This window comes from Streptomyces sp. NPDC001135, from assembly GCF_053598395.1.
Genome location: NZ_JBSFKD010000005.1, coordinates 254,052 through 270,098, shown reverse-complemented (window position 1 = coordinate 270,098; position 16,047 = coordinate 254,052). Strand labels below are relative to the sequence as shown.

General features: G+C 71.0%; 14 protein-coding genes and 1 tRNA gene. 8 read left to right on the top strand and 7 right to left on the bottom strand.

Annotation, left to right across the window (positions count from 1 at the left end):
- Positions 1 to 26: 26 nt before the first annotated feature.
- From ACWC94_RS09785 to ACWC94_RS09775, 3 genes are all read right to left on the bottom strand, one after another.
- Entirely contained in the window at positions 27 to 863 is an 837-nt protein-coding gene (locus ACWC94_RS09785; protein ID WP_450795950.1) for an aldo/keto reductase, read from the bottom strand.
- Positions 864 to 1,016: 153 nt separating this feature from the next.
- Positions 1,017 to 2,843 carry an AMP-dependent synthetase/ligase gene (locus ACWC94_RS09780; RefSeq protein ID WP_450795949.1) on the bottom strand — a complete coding sequence of 609 codons (1,827 nt, stop codon included), beginning with the start codon at positions 2,841 to 2,843 and terminating at the stop codon, positions 1,017 to 1,019.
- Positions 2,844 to 3,118: 275 nt separating this feature from the next.
- Entirely contained in the window at positions 3,119 to 3,988 is an 870-nt protein-coding gene (locus tag ACWC94_RS09775) for a LysR substrate-binding domain-containing protein (RefSeq protein WP_450795948.1), read from the bottom strand.
- A gap of 178 nt (positions 3,989 to 4,166) precedes the next feature.
- Here ACWC94_RS09775 and ACWC94_RS09770 point away from each other — a divergent pair, with 178 nt between their 5' ends.
- Entirely contained in the window at positions 4,167 to 5,183 is a 1,017-nt protein-coding gene (locus ACWC94_RS09770) for a bile acid:sodium symporter family protein (RefSeq protein ID WP_450795991.1), read from the top strand.
- Here ACWC94_RS09770 and ACWC94_RS09765 read toward each other — a convergent pair.
- Both ACWC94_RS09765 and ACWC94_RS09760 read right to left on the bottom strand, forming a co-directional pair.
- A complete protein-coding gene (locus ACWC94_RS09765) occupies positions 5,133 to 7,007 on the bottom strand; it encodes an exo-alpha-sialidase (protein ID WP_450795946.1) in 1,875 nt (624 codons plus the stop codon). The genes ACWC94_RS09770 and ACWC94_RS09765 overlap by 51 nt on opposite strands.
- A 130-nt stretch (positions 7,008 to 7,137) precedes the next feature.
- Positions 7,138 to 8,055 carry a quinone oxidoreductase family protein gene (locus ACWC94_RS09760; protein ID WP_450795945.1) on the bottom strand — a complete coding sequence of 306 codons (918 nt, stop codon included), beginning with the start codon at positions 8,053 to 8,055 and terminating at the stop codon, positions 7,138 to 7,140.
- Between the two features lie 126 nt (positions 8,056 to 8,181).
- Between ACWC94_RS09760 and ACWC94_RS09755 the strand changes: the two genes are divergently transcribed.
- Entirely contained in the window at positions 8,182 to 8,619 is a 438-nt protein-coding gene (locus ACWC94_RS09755; protein ID WP_450795944.1) for a MarR family winged helix-turn-helix transcriptional regulator, read from the top strand.
- A 19-nt stretch (positions 8,620 to 8,638) separates the two neighbouring features.
- Complete coding sequence (locus ACWC94_RS09750) at positions 8,639 to 9,166, top strand: isochorismatase family protein (protein WP_450795943.1); 528 nt, start codon at positions 8,639 to 8,641, stop codon at positions 9,164 to 9,166.
- Between the two features lie 124 nt (positions 9,167 to 9,290).
- Here ACWC94_RS09750 and fdhD read toward each other — a convergent pair whose 3' ends face one another.
- Positions 9,291 to 10,139: a formate dehydrogenase accessory sulfurtransferase FdhD gene (fdhD, locus tag ACWC94_RS09745; protein ID WP_450795942.1), complete on the bottom strand. Its 849-nt coding sequence runs from the start codon at positions 10,137 to 10,139 to the stop codon at positions 9,291 to 9,293.
- Between the two features lie 510 nt (positions 10,140 to 10,649).
- On the opposite strand from fdhD, the gene ACWC94_RS09740 reads away from it, so the two are divergent.
- The 4 genes from ACWC94_RS09740 (at position 10,650) to ACWC94_RS09725 (ending at position 14,019) form a co-directional block, all read left to right on the top strand.
- Positions 10,650 to 11,978 (top strand): OFA family MFS transporter, encoded by a 1,329-nt coding sequence (locus ACWC94_RS09740; protein WP_450795941.1) that lies wholly within the window; start codon positions 10,650 to 10,652, stop codon positions 11,976 to 11,978.
- The gene (locus ACWC94_RS09735) at positions 11,953 to 12,081 is read left to right on the top strand and encodes an MFS transporter small subunit (RefSeq protein ID WP_450795940.1); all 129 of its coding nucleotides are present in this window, start codon (positions 11,953 to 11,955) and stop codon (positions 12,079 to 12,081) included. Before ACWC94_RS09740 ends, ACWC94_RS09735 begins: the two co-directional genes overlap by 26 nt.
- A gap of 136 nt (positions 12,082 to 12,217) precedes the next feature.
- Complete coding sequence (locus ACWC94_RS09730; RefSeq protein WP_450795938.1) at positions 12,218 to 13,165, top strand: beta-ketoacyl-ACP synthase III; 948 nt, start codon at positions 12,218 to 12,220, stop codon at positions 13,163 to 13,165.
- Positions 13,166 to 13,341: 176 nt separating this feature from the next.
- Positions 13,342 to 14,019: a GntR family transcriptional regulator gene (locus ACWC94_RS09725; protein ID WP_450795937.1), complete on the top strand. Its 678-nt coding sequence runs from the start codon at positions 13,342 to 13,344 to the stop codon at positions 14,017 to 14,019.
- Positions 14,020 to 14,032: 13 nt separating this feature from the next.
- On the opposite strand, the gene ACWC94_RS09720 is transcribed toward ACWC94_RS09725, so the two are convergent.
- Complete coding sequence (locus tag ACWC94_RS09720; protein WP_450795936.1) at positions 14,033 to 15,232, bottom strand: low temperature requirement protein A; 1,200 nt, start codon at positions 15,230 to 15,232, stop codon at positions 14,033 to 14,035.
- A 579-nt stretch (positions 15,233 to 15,811) separates the two neighbouring features.
- On the opposite strand from ACWC94_RS09720, the gene ACWC94_RS09715 reads away from it, so the two are divergent.
- A tRNA-Leu gene (locus tag ACWC94_RS09715) sits at positions 15,812 to 15,896 on the top strand.
- The last annotated feature ends 151 nt before the right edge of the window (positions 15,897 to 16,047 follow it).

Genomic DNA, 16,047 nt, shown 5'->3' with positions numbered 1-16,047 from the left:
GCGGACGGCCGTGGCGCGCGGGGGTGTCAGACCATGTCGAAGGTGGCCGGGTCGGGGCCCAGGCGCCGGTCCTCGTTGAGCGCGCTGATCGCCGCGAGGTCCTCGTCGTCCAGGCTGAAGTCGAAGACCTCGATGTTCTCCTTGATCCGGGACGGCGTCACCGACTTGGGGATCACGACATTGCCGAGCTGGATGTGCCAGCGCAGCACGACCTGTGCCGGCGTACGCCCGTGCTTCTGCGCGACGGCGACGACCGCCGGCACCTCCAGCAGGCCCTTGCCCTGCCCCAGCGGCGACCAGGCCTCGGTCGCGATGCCCTGCTCGGCGTGGAACTCGCGGGCGGCGTGCTGCTGCAGATGCGGATGCAGCTCGATCTGGTTGACCGCCGGGACGACCGAGGTCTCGGAGATCAGCCGCCGCAGGTGCTCGGGAAGGAAGTTGGACACGCCGATGGCGCGGACCCGGCCGTCGCCCAGCAGCTTCTCGAACGCCTTGTAGGTGTCGACGTAGGCACCGCGGGACGGCAGCGGCCAGTGGATCAGGTACAGGTCGACGTGGTCGAGACCCAGCTTCTCCAGCGACGTGTCGAAGGCGCGCAGTGTGGAGTCGTACCCCTGGTCGCTGTTCCAGACCTTGGTGGTGACGAAGATGTCCTCGCGGGGCAGGCCGGAGGCGGCGATGGCCTTGCCGGTGCCCTCTTCGTTGCCGTAGATCGCCGCGGTGTCGATGCTGCGGTACCCGGCCTCCAGTGCCGTGGCGACGGCCCGCTCGGCCTCGTCGTCCGGCACCTGCCAGACGCCATAGCCCAGCTGGGGCATCTCGACGCCGTTGTTGAGGGTGATCGGGGGGACCTTGCTGCTCACGAGCTTCTTGATCCTTCGCTTGGCGACAGGTGGTACTCCCATCGTCAACGATCAAGCGCCGCGATGCATTCCTGACCGCACACTCCGATACGACCGACCGGTCAGTCGGTCCCCGGGGCGCAGATCGTCCGGGCCGTGGTGCGCCGACGGCCGTCAGGTCCGGTAGAGGGCCTCGACCTCGTTGTCGTACGCCTTCTCGATCGCCTTCCGCTTCAGCTTCAGTGACGGGGTGAGCAGGCCGTGTTCCTCGGTGAACGGCTGCGCGAGGATGCGGAACGTGCGGATCGACTCGGCCTGGGAGACGAGGGTGTTGGCGGCGACCACCGCCCGGCGCACCTCCGTCTCCAGGTCCGGGTCGCGCACCAGCTCGGCCGCGGTCATCCTCGGCTTCCCGCGCATCTGCAGCCAGTGCTCGACGGCCTCCTGGTCCAGGGTGACCAGGGCGGCGATGTAGGGGCGGTCGTTGCCGACCACGATGCACTGGTTGACCAGCGGATGCTCGCGGACCCGCTCCTCCAGCACACCGGGGGAGACGCTCTTGCCGCCGGAGGTCACCAGGATCTCCTTCTTGCGGCCGGTGATGGTCAGATAGCCGTCCTCGTCGAGCGAGCCGAGGTCGCCCGTGGCCAGCCAGCCCTCGTGCAGGGTCTCGTCGGTGGCCTTCGGGTTGTTCAGATACCCCTGGAAGACGTTGCCGCCGTGCAGCCAGATCTCCCCGTCGTCGGCGATGTGCACGGTCACGCCGGGGATGGCCTGGCCGACGGTGCCGTAGCGGGTGCGCTCGGGCGGGTTGGCGGTCGCCGCGGCCGTCGACTCGGTCAGGCCGTAGCCCTCGTAGATCTGCACGCCGGCGCCCGCGAAGAACAGCCCGAGCCGGCGGTCCATCGCCGAACCACCGGACATCGCATTCCGTATACGACCGCCCATGGCCGCCCGGACCTTGGCGTAGACGAGCTTGTCGAACAGCTGGTGCTGCATCCGCAGCCCCGCCGACGGGCCGGGCCCGGTGCCCCACGCCTTGGCCTCCACGGCCTCCGCGTACTTCACCGCGATGTCGACGGCCTTCTCGAACGGCCCCGACTTGCCTTCCTTCTCCGCCTTCCGGCGGGCCGCGTTGAACACCTTCTCGAAGATGTACGGCACCGCGAGGATGAAGGTCGGCCTGAAGGCCTGCAGGTCGGGCAGCAGGGCGGCGGCGTTCAGCTGCGGCTGGTGCCCGAAGCGGACCCGGCCGCGGATCGCGGCGACCTCCACCATCCGCCCGAAGACGTGCGCGAGCGGCAGGAACAGCAGGGTGGAGGCCTCGTCGTCCTTCTTGGTGTGGAACACCGGCTGCCACCGCTGGATCATGGTGTCCGCCTCGTACATGAAGTTCGCGTGCGAGAGGACACACCCCTTGGGGCGCCCGGTGGTGCCGGAGGTGTAGATGACGGTGGCGACCGACTCCGGGGTGACCGCCTGCCGGTGCCGGTGGACCAGGTCGTCGTCCAGGTGCGCCCCGGCGTCGTACAGCTCCTGCACACAGCCCGAGTCCAGCTGCCACAGCTGGCGCAGCTGCGGGAGGCGGTCGATGACGGTCGCGATGGTCATCGCGTGGTCCTCGTGCTCCACGACCGCCGCGGACACCTCGGCGTCGTACAGCATCCAGAAGCACTGCTCGGCCGAGGACGTGGGATACACCGGCACCACCTGGGCGCCGATCGACCACAGGGCGAAGTCGAACAGGGTCCACTCGTAGCGGGTGCGGGACATGATCGCGACGCGGTCCCCGAAGCGGACGCCGCGCGCCAGCAGGCCCTTGGCGAGGGCCAGGACCTCGTCGCGGAACTCCGCGGAGGTCACCTCCCGCCACTGCCCGGAAGCGTCCTTGCGGCCGAGGGCGATGTGTGCGGGATCCGTCCGGGCATGCTCGAAGACCGCATCGGCCAGACCGCCCACCGGCGGCGCCGACGTGAGCGGCGGGTTGGTGAACTCGCGCAAACCTCGCTCCCCGATCCTCACTGCATGGTCACGCCCGTGATACGCGGCACAGCGCGGTGAAAGCTACCCCACGCCGTCACCCGGCGGGAGGGGGTCGGAAACCGAGCAAACCTCACGTTTCCCCCCGCCCGTGACCGGAAAATGCCCGCACATGGGGAAGGGCCGGACACAATACTGACGGGTCAGTAAGTTTCGGTCCCGTAATCTCCACCGAATCTGTACGCGGCGATTACGGCACATACCGTACCGATCCTCGCATAGCGGGTACGGCAGGGTCAGCCGCCCCGGCGGCGCAGCCGTTCCCCGCCCGCGAGGACCGCCGCCGCCAGCGCGTTCGCGGCTCCCTCGGCGGCGCCCCGCCGCCGGCCGTGGACGAGCACGAAGTCGACCTTGCCCAGGCCGGGCAGTCCGGACCGCTCCGGCAGGCGGAACAGACCGGGCGGAATCAGACGCCGGGAGTGGGCCATCACGCCGAGACCGGCGCGGGCCGCCGCGACCAGCCCGTTGAGGCTGCCGCTGGTGCACACGATCCGCCATGCGCGGCCCTCGCGCTCCAGCACCTCCAGGGCCCGGGCCCGGGTGATGCCCGGCGGCGGATACACGATCAACGGCACGGGCCGGTCGGCGTCCAGGCGCAGCCGCTCGGCGCCGATCCACACCAGGTCGTCGCGCCAGACCAGTTCGCCACGGGGATCCTCCGGGCGCCGCTTGGCCAGCACCAGGTCCAGCTTCCCGGCGGCCAGCTGCTCGTGCAGGGTGCCCGACAGCTCCACCGTCAGCTCCAGGTCGACCTCCGGATGGTCGTAGCGGAAGCCCTCCAGGATCTCCGGCAGCCGGGTGAGCACGAAGTCCTCCGACGCCCCGAACCGCAGCCGGCCCCGCACCCGGGTGCCGGTGAAGAACGCCGAGGCCTGCTCGTGCACCTGCAGGATCCGCCGGGCGAAGCCCAGCATCGCCTCGCCGTCCTCGGTCAGCTCCACCGAATGGGTGTCCCGGGTGAACAGCTGCCGCCCGGCCGCGTCCTCCAGCCGGCGTACGTGCTGGCTGACCGTGGACTGGCGCAGCCCCAGCCGGCGCGCGGCCTGCGTGAAGCTGAGGGTCTGGGCCACGGCGAGGAACGTGCGCAACTGCGCCGGGTCGTACACACCCCCACCCTACCGGCCATCGCATTTCATGATGACAGTCAGAGTGGTGTGCGGGATTCCCGATCGGCGAGGGAAGGGGGAGGATGAAGGGGGCCCCGCGCGCCCCAAAGAGCGACACCCCGCCCTGATCCCGTACAGCAATCGGAGCACTGTGAAACGCCTGCGCCGGCCGAGCCGGATGCCGATCGACCCGTACATCGTCCTGCTGCTCGGGACGGTGGGCCTCGCCGCGCTCCTGCCGGCCCGGGGCACCGCCTCCGACGTGGCCTCGGGCGCGTCCACGGCCGCGATCGCCTTCCTCTTCTTCCTCTACGGCGCCCGGCTCTCCACCCGGGAGGCACTGGACGGACTGCGCCACTGGCGCCTCCATGTCACCGTCCTGGCCTGCACGTTCATCCTCTTCCCGGTGTTCGGGCTGGCCGCGCGGGCGCTGGTGCCGGTCCTGCTGACCCAGCCGCTCTACCAGGGGCTGCTGTTCCTGACGCTGGTGCCGTCCACCATCCAGTCGTCCATCGCGTTCACCTCGATCGCCCGCGGAAACGTACCGGCGGCGATCTGCGCCGGGTCCTTCTCCTCGCTCATCGGCATAGTCGCCACCCCGCTCCTCGCCGCCGGACTGCTCGGCAACAGCGGCGGCGGGTTCTCCGCCGACTCGCTGGTCAAGATCGTGCTGCAGCTGCTGGTGCCGTTCCTGGCCGGGCAGGTGCTGCGGCGCTGGATCGGCGGGTTCGTCGCCCGGCACAAGAAGGTCCTCGGCCTGGTCGACCGCGGCTCGATCCTGCTGGTCGTCTACACCGCCTTCAGTGAGGGCATGACCCGGGGCATCTGGCACCAGGTCAGCCCGGCCCGGCTGGGCGCGCTGCTCGCCGTCGAGGCCGTCCTGCTCACCGTGATGCTCCTGCTGACCTGGTACGGCGCCCGGGCGCTCGGCTTCGGGCGCAACGACCGGATCGCCATCCAGTTCGCGGGGTCGAAGAAGTCCCTGGCCTCAGGGCTGCCCATGGCGAGCGTCCTGTTCGGCGCGCAGGCCTCCCTCGCGGTGCTGCCGCTGATGCTGTTCCACCAGATGCAGCTGATGGTGTGCGCGGTCATCGCCAAGCGGCGCGCCCGGGACCCGCAGGAGGCCCCGGGCACTCCCGGCGCGTCAGCCGCGCACACGGTCCAGGGGGAGCCACAGGACCGTGTCCTTCGGTGACCCGAGCACCTTCGGATCCGCGAGCTCCTCGTCGGTGAGCGCCCGGTCCCAGACGTGCACCTCGTCGATCGCGCCGGTGAAGAAGGCCCGGCTGTCCATACGCTGGCCCAGGTGCACACCGAAGGGGGAGTTACGGCTGACCGAGCCCGGTATGCCGTCGACGGACGACTGCATACCGTCGACGAACAACGACAGCCGCCCCCCGCCCCGGCGCAGCGCCAGGTGATGCCACCGGCCGTCGTTGTATGCGGTATCCGTGCGAACGTAGACAGTCTGCGGCGCGATCGCCCCGTCCCGCACCGTCATCAGGCCCTGGATCCGGTGGTTCGCCGGCTCGCCGCGCACCCACACCTGCGGCTGGGTGGTGCCGACCCCGCCCATCCACAGCAGCGGCTGCTCACCGGTCGTGGCCGTGTACCGGAACCACAGGGACGCCGTGAAGTCCTTGCCGCCCAGGGGCAGCCCGCTGCGGAACGGCAGGCGTACAGCGTCGTCGATGCCGTCGAACTCCAACCCCCCGCCGAACACCCCGTCCGTCTCCTCCGCGCCGCCGAGCACCGCGGCCGGGCGGGCGTGCGGAGCCCGGTCGGCGGTGACCGGGTCGGGGCCGCGGCGCGGGGCGAGCCAGTCCTCGGTGAAGCGGGCGAAGCGGATCTCGTCACGCGCGTCCACCGCACCGCCCTCGTAGACCAGACCTACCGTGTCCGCGTCCGCGCGGACCATGTCCGAGTAGCCGGACCAGTCGGCGGTGACGACCGTGCCGCGGTCCACGCTGTCCCAGGTCCGGCCCCCGTCGTAGGAGGAGCGGACCATCATCGTCCGCCGCCGGTCGGGGTCGGCGGGGCAGGCGAGCAGCATCCGGTCGCCCAGGCGCAGCAGGGAACCCTGGACCTGCGGGGCGTACAGGTCCGGCAGGTCGTGGAAGGGGGCGGTGAAGCTGCTCCCGCCGTCGCGGCTGACGGCCTGGGTGCGGTGGCCGAGGTCGGTGCCGTCCTGCTCCCGGCCGCTGACCAGGATCGAGCCGTCGCCGCGCTCGGCGAGGGCCAGTTCGGACGGCTTCTGCCGGAAGGTGCCGTCGTCGGCGATGGGCCAGGTGTCCGTGGCGCCGATCCGCCAGTGGCCGCCGTGGTCGTCGCTCACGATCAGCGCCGCGTGGTTGGCGGTGACCCGGCTGCCGTCCCAGGTCTCGGTGTTGACCCCGAAGACCAGCCGGCCCGCGTAACGGCCCCGGGTCAGCTGGATGCCGTGCACCGGCCCGGTCGCGTACCAGGAGTTCCAGTCGGCGGGCAGGATCTCCGGGCTCAGATCGCGCGGCACGGACCAGCTTCGGCCGTCGTCGTCGCTGTACTGCAGATGCGGGGTGCGGTCGCAGGGGATCGAGCAACTGGCGCTGTCGCTACGGCCCGTGTTGTAGGTCTCCGCGAGCCAGATCCGGCCCGTTTCGCGGTCGACGATCGGCGCCGGATTGCCGTGCGTGTCACCGGCGCCCTCGTTGACCACCCGCAGCGGGCCCCAGGTGCGGCCGCCGTCCGTGGAGCGCTTGAGCACGATGTCGATGTCGGCGGCGTCACCGCAGTTGAGGACCCGGCCCTCGGCGAACGCCAGCAGGGTGCCGTCGGTCGTCCGCACGATCGCCGGGATGCGGAAACAGGCGTAGCCGGGGTCCTGGGCGGCCTTGAAGAGGATCTGCTGCTCGAACTCGACGGATCCGGCGTCCGTTCGGGCGTGTGCCGTGGCTCCGGGAAGGAACGCTGCGAGGGCCGCCGCCGCGGTGACGGCGACAGCGCGTGCGGATCTGAGACGGGCGCGAAGACCTGACGGCATGCTGGGACCTGCCCTTCGTCGGCCGGGCATCTGGACATCCGGACATCCCACGTCCAGCGTGCCCCAACGAAGGTAGTGGGGGGCAGGTGGCCCCACAAGAAGCGTGCAGCACAAGGAGCGCGCGAAGGGACTAAGGGCGCAGCACGACCTTGCCGAGGTTGGCCCGCCGCTCGATCACCTCGTGCGCCTTCGCCGCCTCCTCCAGCGTGAACTCGGCGTGCACGGCGGGCTTCAGGGCGCCCTCGGCGAACAGCCGCCACAACTCCTTGCGCCACTGCTCATACAGGTCCGGTCGGCCGCGGGCGATCAGGGCCATCTGGAATCCGATCACCGACTTGGCGCCCACCAACAGGTCGTACGCCCGCAGGGTGCCGCCGCCGGAGCTGTAGGCGACGAGGCGGCCGTGCGGGGCCAGGGCGGCGAGAGCGGGGGTGAGCAGGTCACCGCCGACGGCATCCAGGACACAGTCGACGGGATCCCCCCAACTGTCGTCGCCATACTGTATGCAGTCGTCCGCGCCGAGCGAGCGGACGAAGTGCGCCTTGTCCGGGTCGGACACCGCACCCACCACCCGTCCCGCGCCCCGCGCCCGTGCCAGCTGCACCGCGAGGTGTCCGACGCCGCTAGCCGCCGCCGTGACGAGCACCGCCTCGCCCGGCACCGGGCGCGCCGCCTCCAGTGCCCCGAACGCCACCAGGCCGCTGCGCACCAGTGCGATCGCGTCCACGGCGTCCGCGCCGTCCGGGACGGGAGAGGCCATGGCCTCGTGCAGCAGCGCGAAGTCGGCGTATCCGTGCCCGAAGCACAGCCCGGTCACCCGGTCGCCCGGCCTGTATCGGGTCACGCCCTCGCCGGCCGCCACCACCTCGCCGGCGATCTCTCCGCCGAGCGCGATCGGCTCGGCGGCCTCGGTGACCTTGCGCACCACGGGCAGGGTGACACCGACGGCCGCGCAGCGCACCAGCAGCTCGCCGGGCCCGGGTTCGGGAACGGGGGCCTCCTCGAGGAACAGCGGGCCGCCGGTGGACTCGTATCGGACGCGACGCATCGCACACACCTCCAAGGCCGGGAACCGGCGCATTGATCGTTGGGAACACCCACGAATTCGTTGGGAGCCCCCACGATAGCGTCGGTTCGTGGGGACGTCCAACGATTCACGGGATACGCTGCCCGCATGGCCGAAGCACCCTTGCCCGCGATCCGCTCCCTGCCCAGCTGGCTCCTCGGCCGCGCCGCCGGCCGGGGGCGCGCCCTGGTCGCCGACGCCCTCGCGGCCGAGGGCCAGAAGATGTGGCACCACGTGGTCCTCTCCGCCGTCCGCGACCTCCAGCCGGTCGCCCAGGCCGACCTCGGCCGCAGCGTGGGCCTGGACCCCAAGGACCTGGTCGGCGTGCTCAACGACCTGCAGTCCGCCGGCCACGTCGTCCGTGCCCCCGACCCCAGGGACCGGCGCAAGAACGCCGTGTCCCTCACCGACGGCGGCGCCCGTCTCCTCGCCCGCTGCGAGAAGGCGGCCCGCGCGGCCAACGACGAGCTGCTCGCCCCGCTGTCGGCCACCGAACGCGAGCAGTTCACGAGCCTGTTGATCCGGATTTCCGGCACGGACGGCTGACCGCGGCTAACGTTCCGTCATGCCCGCAGTCCACGTGCTCGACCCGCAGCGCACCGCCCTGGTCCTCGTCGACCTGATGGAACGCATCGTCGCGCTGCCCTTGGAACCCCGCAAAGGCACCGAAGTGCTTGCCGCCGCCGAGGAGTTGGCGCATACCTTCCGCGCCGCCGGGGCACCCGTCGTCCTCGTCCGCGTCGAACGCCCCTCGGTCACCGAACAGCCGCCCGGCAGCGACCTGGTCCCCGGCCTCGCGGCGGACGGCGACCTGGAGGTGGTCAAGCGGACCATCGGCGCCTTCCACGGCACCGATCTGGACGAGCGCCTGCGCGAACGCGGCGTCACCACCCTGGTGTTCGGCGGCATCGCCACCAACCTCGGCGTCGAGTCCACCGCCCGCGCCGCCGCCGACCTCGGCTACGACCTCGTCTTCGCCGCGGACGCCATGGCCGCCTTCACCGCCGCCGAGCACGAAGCGTCCGTCCGGCTCGACTTCCCCCGGCTGGGCACGGTCGTGGCCGCCGCCGACGTACGCCTCAGGCCCGCCTGACCGCGAGGCCGCGCGGGCACGGGCATCACCCTCGTCCCGCGCTCCGCCACCGAGCAGCACCCCGCCCCGCGGGGCGCGGGGGCGCTCCCCGCCGGGCGGGGCCCGCCGCCGTGCCGTGGGGAGGTCAGCCCTGGGCAGTCGCCTCCCGGAGGGCGACGCGGTCCTCGCCCGCGTACACGTTCATCGAGCTGCCCCGCAGGAAACCCACCAGGGTCAGTCCCGCCTCGGCGGCCAGGTCCACCGCCAGCGACGACGGAGCCGACACCGCCGCCAGCACGGGGATGCCCGCCATCACCGCCTTCTGCGCCAGCTCGAACGAGGCCCGCCCGGAGACGAGCAGGATCGTCCGCGACAGCGGCAGGTCGCCGTTCTGCAGCGCCCGCCCGACCAGCTTGTCCACCGCGTTGTGGCGGCCCACGTCCTCGCGTATGTCCAGCAGCTCCCCGTCCTCGGTGAACAGGGCCGCCGCGTGCAGGCCTCCGGTCCGGTCGAACACCCGCTGGGCCGCCCGCAGCCGCTCCGGAAGACTCGCCAGCAGCTCCGGGGTGACCCGCACCGGGGGAGTGTCGGCGATCGGGAAGCGCGCGGTCGTACGGACGGCGTCCAGGCTGGCCTTGCCGCACAGGCCGCACGAGGAGGACGTGTAGACGTTCCGCTCCAGGGTGAAGTCCGGCAGGGCGACGCCCGGCGCGGTCCTCACATCGACGACGTTGTAGGTGTTCGAACCGTCTGCGGTCGCGCCCGCACAGTAGACGATGTTCTGCAGATCGTATGCAGTCGCCAGTACGCCCTCGCTCACCAGGAACCCCGCCGCCAGCGCGAAGTCGTCACCCGGTGTGCGCATGGTGATCGCGAGCGGCTTGCCGTTCAGCCGGATCTCCAGGGGTTCCTCGGCGACGAGCGTGTCCGGCCGCGTGGAGACGGCCCCGTCCCGGATGCGGAGGACCTTGCGTCGTTCCGTGACTCGTCCCATGTCCTGATCAGCCCCGGTTCTGTACGTGCTGGTAGCCGAAACGGCCCTTGATGCGGAGATTGCCGTGGGTCACCTGGTTGTCCTGCGGCGAGGGGACCCTCAGATCTCATTGTCCTGCACATGGACCGTGAGGCTGGCGCCCGCTCCGACAGCACCCCCTCGGGAGAAACCCGAGGCAGTTCCCGCCGCTCATGCTCTTTGATCCACACGGCCACCTTCGGGCCGTCGACACGTCTGCCGGGGAGACGAACAGCTCCAGGAAGATCGCCTGGCCGTGTCGGGCGCGCTCGGGGTCGGTACGGACCTCCATCCCTGGCTCCACCGTGCGTGCGCGGGCCGGCACCGGCATGCCCGAGCCCACGGCCTCTCCCGCACCCGGCAGCGACTGTATGGCGTCGACCGCAGCACGGTTCGGGTGTCGACCGTTGACCGCATTCCGCCTACCGTTCACCGCATACGGTCGACGCCGCGCCTTCTCAACTCCCGTGCCCCGCCGTACCGTCCGGCCTCATGAGCAGCCCCCCTGTCGCACCTCCGGGCTGGAGCCGCTGGCTCGTCCCGCCCGCCGCCCTCTCCGTCCACCTGTCCATCGGCCAGGCCTACGCCTGGAGCGTGTTCAAGCCACCGCTCGAATCCGCCCTGCACCTCGACGGCACCCGGAGCGCGCTCCCCTTCCAGCTGGCGATCGTGATGCTCGGGCTGTCGGCGGCGTTCGGCGGCACGCTCGTCGAGCGCAACGGTCCGCGCTGGGCGATGACCGTCGCCCTGGTCTGCTTCTCCTCCGGCTTCCTGCTCTCCGCCCTCGGCGCCGAGACCAAGCAGTACTGGCTGATCGTCCTCGGCTACGGCTTCGTCGGCGGGATCGGCCTCGGCATCGGCTACATCTCACCCGTCTCCACCCTGATCAAGTGGTTCCCGGACCGGCCCGGCACGGCCACCGGCCTGGCCATCATGGGCTTCGGCGGCGGCGCGCTGATCGCCTCGCCCTGGTCCGCGCAGATGCTCGCGTCCTTCGGCGGTGACAACGATGGCATCGCACTCGCCTTCCTGGTGCACGGCCTGTCGTACGCCGTGTTCATGACGCTCGGCGTCCTCCTGGTCCGTGTGCCGCGCACCCAGAGGCCGGCCGTGAGTGGACCGAGCGCTGTCGAGGGGGTGCAGGTCTCGGCCCGCAGTGCGGTGCGCACCCCGCAGTTCTGGTGCCTGTGGATCGTGCTGTGCATGAACGTGACCGCCGGTATCGGCATCCTGGAGAAGGCCGCACCGATGATCACGGACTTCTTCGCCGACAGCTCCGCCCCGGTGTCGGCCTCCGCGGCCGCCGGTTTCGTCGCCCTGCTGTCCGCCGCCAACATGGCCGGCCGCATCGGCTGGTCGTCCACCTCCGACCTCATCGGCCGCAAGAACATCTACCGCCTCTACCTGGGCGTCGGTGCGCTGATGTACCTGCTCATCGCCTTGTTCGGTGACTCGTCCAAGCCGCTGTTCGTCCTGTGCGCGCTGGTGATCCTCTCCTTCTACGGCGGCGGCTTCGCGACCGTTCCCGCCTATCTGAAGGACCTGTTCGGCACCTACCAGGTCGGCGCCATCCACGGACGGCTGCTCACCGCCTGGTCCACGGCCGGAGTACTCGGGCCGCTGATCGTCAACTGGATCGCCGACCGGCAGAAGGAGGCCGGCAAGCACGGCTCGTCGCTGTACGGGCTGTCGTTCGGCATCATGATCGGCCTGCTCGTCGTCGGCTTCGTCGCCAACGAACTCGTCCGGCCCGTCCACGTCCGCCATCACGTCCCCGCGCCGAGGGAGGCCGCAGATGCCCAGCGACAGCAGCCTGCCTAGCCGGCGGGGCCTGATCACCCTCGCCTGGCTGTGGGTCGGAGCACCCCTCGCATACGGGGTCTACGAACTCGTACACAAGGCGACCCAGCTGTTCACGCGATGAGTGCGCGGGCGTCCGGGGTGCTGAGCGAAGGCGACAACCCGGGCGCCCGATTCCTGTGGCTTCACCTGCCGTCGTACTCACGAGTCACTGATCAGACTGGTGCATCCCGCTACGACGGAAACGAGGGACCCTCGCCATGAACGGCTCGCGCATCGCCGCCATCGGTCACTATCAGCCCGCCCGGGTGCTCACCAACGAGGACCTGGCGGGCCTGGTCGACACGAGCGACGAGTGGATCCGCAGCCGGGTCGGCATCAGGACCCGGCACATCGCCGGTCCCGACGAGCCGGTGGACGAGCTGGCGGCGCACGCCGCGGCCAAGGCCCTCGCCGCCGCCGGTCTGGCCCCCGGCGACATCGACCTGGTCCTGGTCGCCACGTCCACGGCGATCGACCGTTCCCCGAACACCGCCGCCCGGGTCGCGGCCCGGCTCGGTATCCCGCAGCCGGCCGCGATGGACGTCAACGTGGTGTGCGCCGGGTTCACGCATGCCCTGGCCACGGCGGATCACACCGTCCGGGCCGGCGCGGCCCGCCGGGCGCTGGTCATCGGCGCCGACAAGATGTCCGACGTCACCGACTGGAGCGACCGCAGCACCTGTGTCCTCGTCGGCGACGGCGCCGGGGCCGCCGTGGTGGAGGCCTGCGCGCCGGGGCAGCAGCCGGGGATCGGGCCGGTGCTGTGGGGGTCGGTGCCGGAGATGGGGCACGCGGTGCGGATCGAGGGCACGCCGCCACGGTTCGCGCAGGAGGGGCAGAGCGTCTACCGCTGGGCCACCACCCAGCTGCCGGCCATCGCCCGCCGTGCCTGCGAGAAGGCCGGCGTGGCCCCGCAGGACCTCGCGGGCGTCGTGCTGCACCAGGCGAACCTGCGCATCATCGAACCGCTGGCGGAGAAGCTCGGTGCCGTCAACGCGGTGATCGCCCGCGATGTCACCGAATCCGGCAACACCTCGGCGGCCAGTGTCCCGCTCGCTTTCTCCAAGTTGATCGAGCAGGGAGCGCTGAGCACCGGCGACCCGGTGCTGCTGTTCGGCTTCGGCGGCAACCTGTCGTACGCCGGGCAGGTCGTACGCTGCCCCTGAGCGGGAGCCGGTACACCGGAGCCGGGTTTCGTGTACACGGTGGCCTGGATCTCGTACACCGTAGACCGTAGACAAAACACAATCGAATACCGAGCTCATCCATACCGACATACCGAGCTCATCGATACCGAGCGTCCAGGGCTCACGCGCAGGAGCAGCCCAGGAGGGGGACCGCGATGTTGTCGACCGGACTGCCGCAGGGGGCGATGCCGAAGCTGGATCGTCCCGGACCGCTGCGCGAGCGTGTCTACGAGGCGCTGCTGGAGCTCATCACCACCCGCGCCTTGCAACCCGGCCAGCATCTGGTCGAGAGCGAACTCGCAGGGCACCTCGGTGTCTCCCGGCAGCCGGTGCGCGAGGCGCTGCAGCGGCTCAACACCGAGGGCTGGGTCGATCTGCGGCCCGCGCAGGGCGCGTTCGTGCACGAGCCGACCCGGGAGGAGGCCGACCAACTGCTCACGGTCCGCACCCTGCTGGAGGCGGAGGCGGCCCGGCTGGCGGCCCTCAACGCCGGCGAGGAGGGGGTGGAGGCCCTCTTCGACATCGTGAAGGAGGGCCGGACGGCGGTCGCCGCCGACGACGTCACCCGTGCCGTGGCGCTCAACGCGGCCTTCCACGCCAAGGTCATGGAGCTGGCCGGCAACGCGGTGCTCGCCGAGCTGGCCGCCCACGTCGACCGGCGGGTCCGCTGGTACTACACCCCCGTGGCCCGGCTGCGCGGCGGCACCTCCTGGAGTGAACACGCGGACCTGGTCTTCGCGATCAGGGACGGGGACGCGGAGCGGGCTGGCCGGCTGATGCGCGAGCACACCGAGCACACCCGGCACTCGTACCACCACCACAACGAGTCCTGACCCGCCCCCGTCGTCACGTCGCGGACGGCCCGGGCTGCGGCGCCGCCGTGACGCAGGACCGGGCCTCCACCGCCAGCATCACCACCAACACGCCGACCAGCAGGAGCAGTTCGGCGTAGGCCGGCATCCGGACGCCGACCGCGGCGGTGGCCAGGGCGAGCACGCCGCCGGCCGCGCGGTGGCGAACCGGCCGCAGCCGCAGAGCCGTACGGAAGGCCGCGTCGCCCGCGAGGAACAGCGCCACCCCGCCCGCGAGCGCCAACGCGGGTCCCGGCTGCGGGTGTTCGGTCAGATGGCCGAGGGTTTTCTTGATGCCGGCGGCGAGGTACGCGATGCCGAGCAGCATCGGCAGGAAGGCGTAGTAGTAGGCGTTCATCGCCAGCCGCCAGCGGGCCGGCGGCGGTGTCGCCCGGAACGCGGCCTCGGCCGCCTCCTCGTCCCGCACGAAGTACGTCCACCACAGCGCGACCGACAGGGCCAGCGCGAGGAACGCGCCGCAGAACAGTCCCGGTGTCAGCGGCAGGTCACCGATGCCGACCCCGATGGAGATCACGGACTCGCCGAAGGCGATGATCAGGAGCAGTCCGTGCCTCTCCACGAAATGCGCCGGGTCGAGCGCGCCCAGCTGCACTCGCAGCGTTGCCGCACTGCGCCCGTCCCTGCGGCCCGGCCCGTGCTCGGCCACCAGCGGCGTCACGAACTGCAGGACGATCGCGAGCAGCCACAGACCGTCCGCGGCAAGGCCGTCGACGAGCCCGGCGGCGGTCACCGACAGGGCGGCGAGGGCGTTGGTGCCGCCGTACCAGATGGAGTCCCAGCCGTGGCCGCGGGTGTACAGGGCCGTGTGGACGACCACCACCAGCAGGAATCCGAGACCGAAGACCACGCCGGTGTCGTCGAAGACCCGGGGGACGGCCAGCGCGCACACCAGGAACGCGGCCATGCCGAGTATCAGCAGCAGCCGCCGGGAGGGACGGTCGGGCGGCACCTGGTTGGTGAGGTAGGCGTAGGCGCCGTACATCCAGAACAGCACGACGAGGATCAACGCGACCCGCCCGGCCGTGGCGAACGACAGGTCGTGCGCGAGCAGCACGGTGAGCTGGGTGAGTGTGAAGACGAAGACGAGGTCGAAGAAGAGTTCCAGGGTGGTGACCCGGCGCCCGGGTTCCTCGGCCGCCGTGTCCGACGGCATGTCCGACGGCGTGATGTGCATACGGTGTTCCCCCTCCGGCGTTCGGTGAGCAGATCGTAGAGGGGGGAACATCGCGGGCCTTTCGAGGATGCTGCGCAGGACCTGCTCAGGACGTCGGCCGGGCCCCCGGTGCCGCCACGGCCGTCCCGGCCCCATGGACCCGAGGCCGCCGCCGAACCGGCCGTTGACCGGCTTGCCTCCGCAGCCGAGGCCGTAGCCGCCGACGCCTGGCGGCCCGACGGGAGTATGTTTCCCGGTGGCCACCCCGGTCATCGGCACCCCGGTCGGCACCCCCATCGCCGGCGCCCCGCGTCTCGACGGGGCTCCGCCCAGCAGGCGGTACGCGCCTCGCTCGGACGAGTACCGCGCCCGGCGGCATGATCAAAGAAACAGCGCTGAACCGCTTACCGCCAGCTCATGCCCCGACTCTCACCACGTGTATGCAGGATATTGCATTCTGTATACGTCACCCATCCGCCGGCCCGGTTCGGCCCAGACCGCCACCCACGGGGCGGATACGCAGGTGAAACGCACTCCGAAACCTTGGTATTGTTGTCCATGTCGCCGCGGGGAACACCCCCGCAAGGCGGCACACACCTAGTCCGGGTGGCGGAATGGCAGACGCGCTAGCTTGAGGTGCTAGTGCCCTTTATCGGGCGTGGGGGTTCAAGTCCCCCCTCGGACACTCCTTATAGTGATACGGAATCGAGGGCCTCGACCTGACGGTCGGGGTCCTCGTTGCGTTGTCGTATGCGATCGTGATGCCCAGGGCCTCGTAGAGGGGCTCTTCTTCTCGGCGTCGGCGGCTTGGATACGTTGAGCGATGTGTCCGAGTC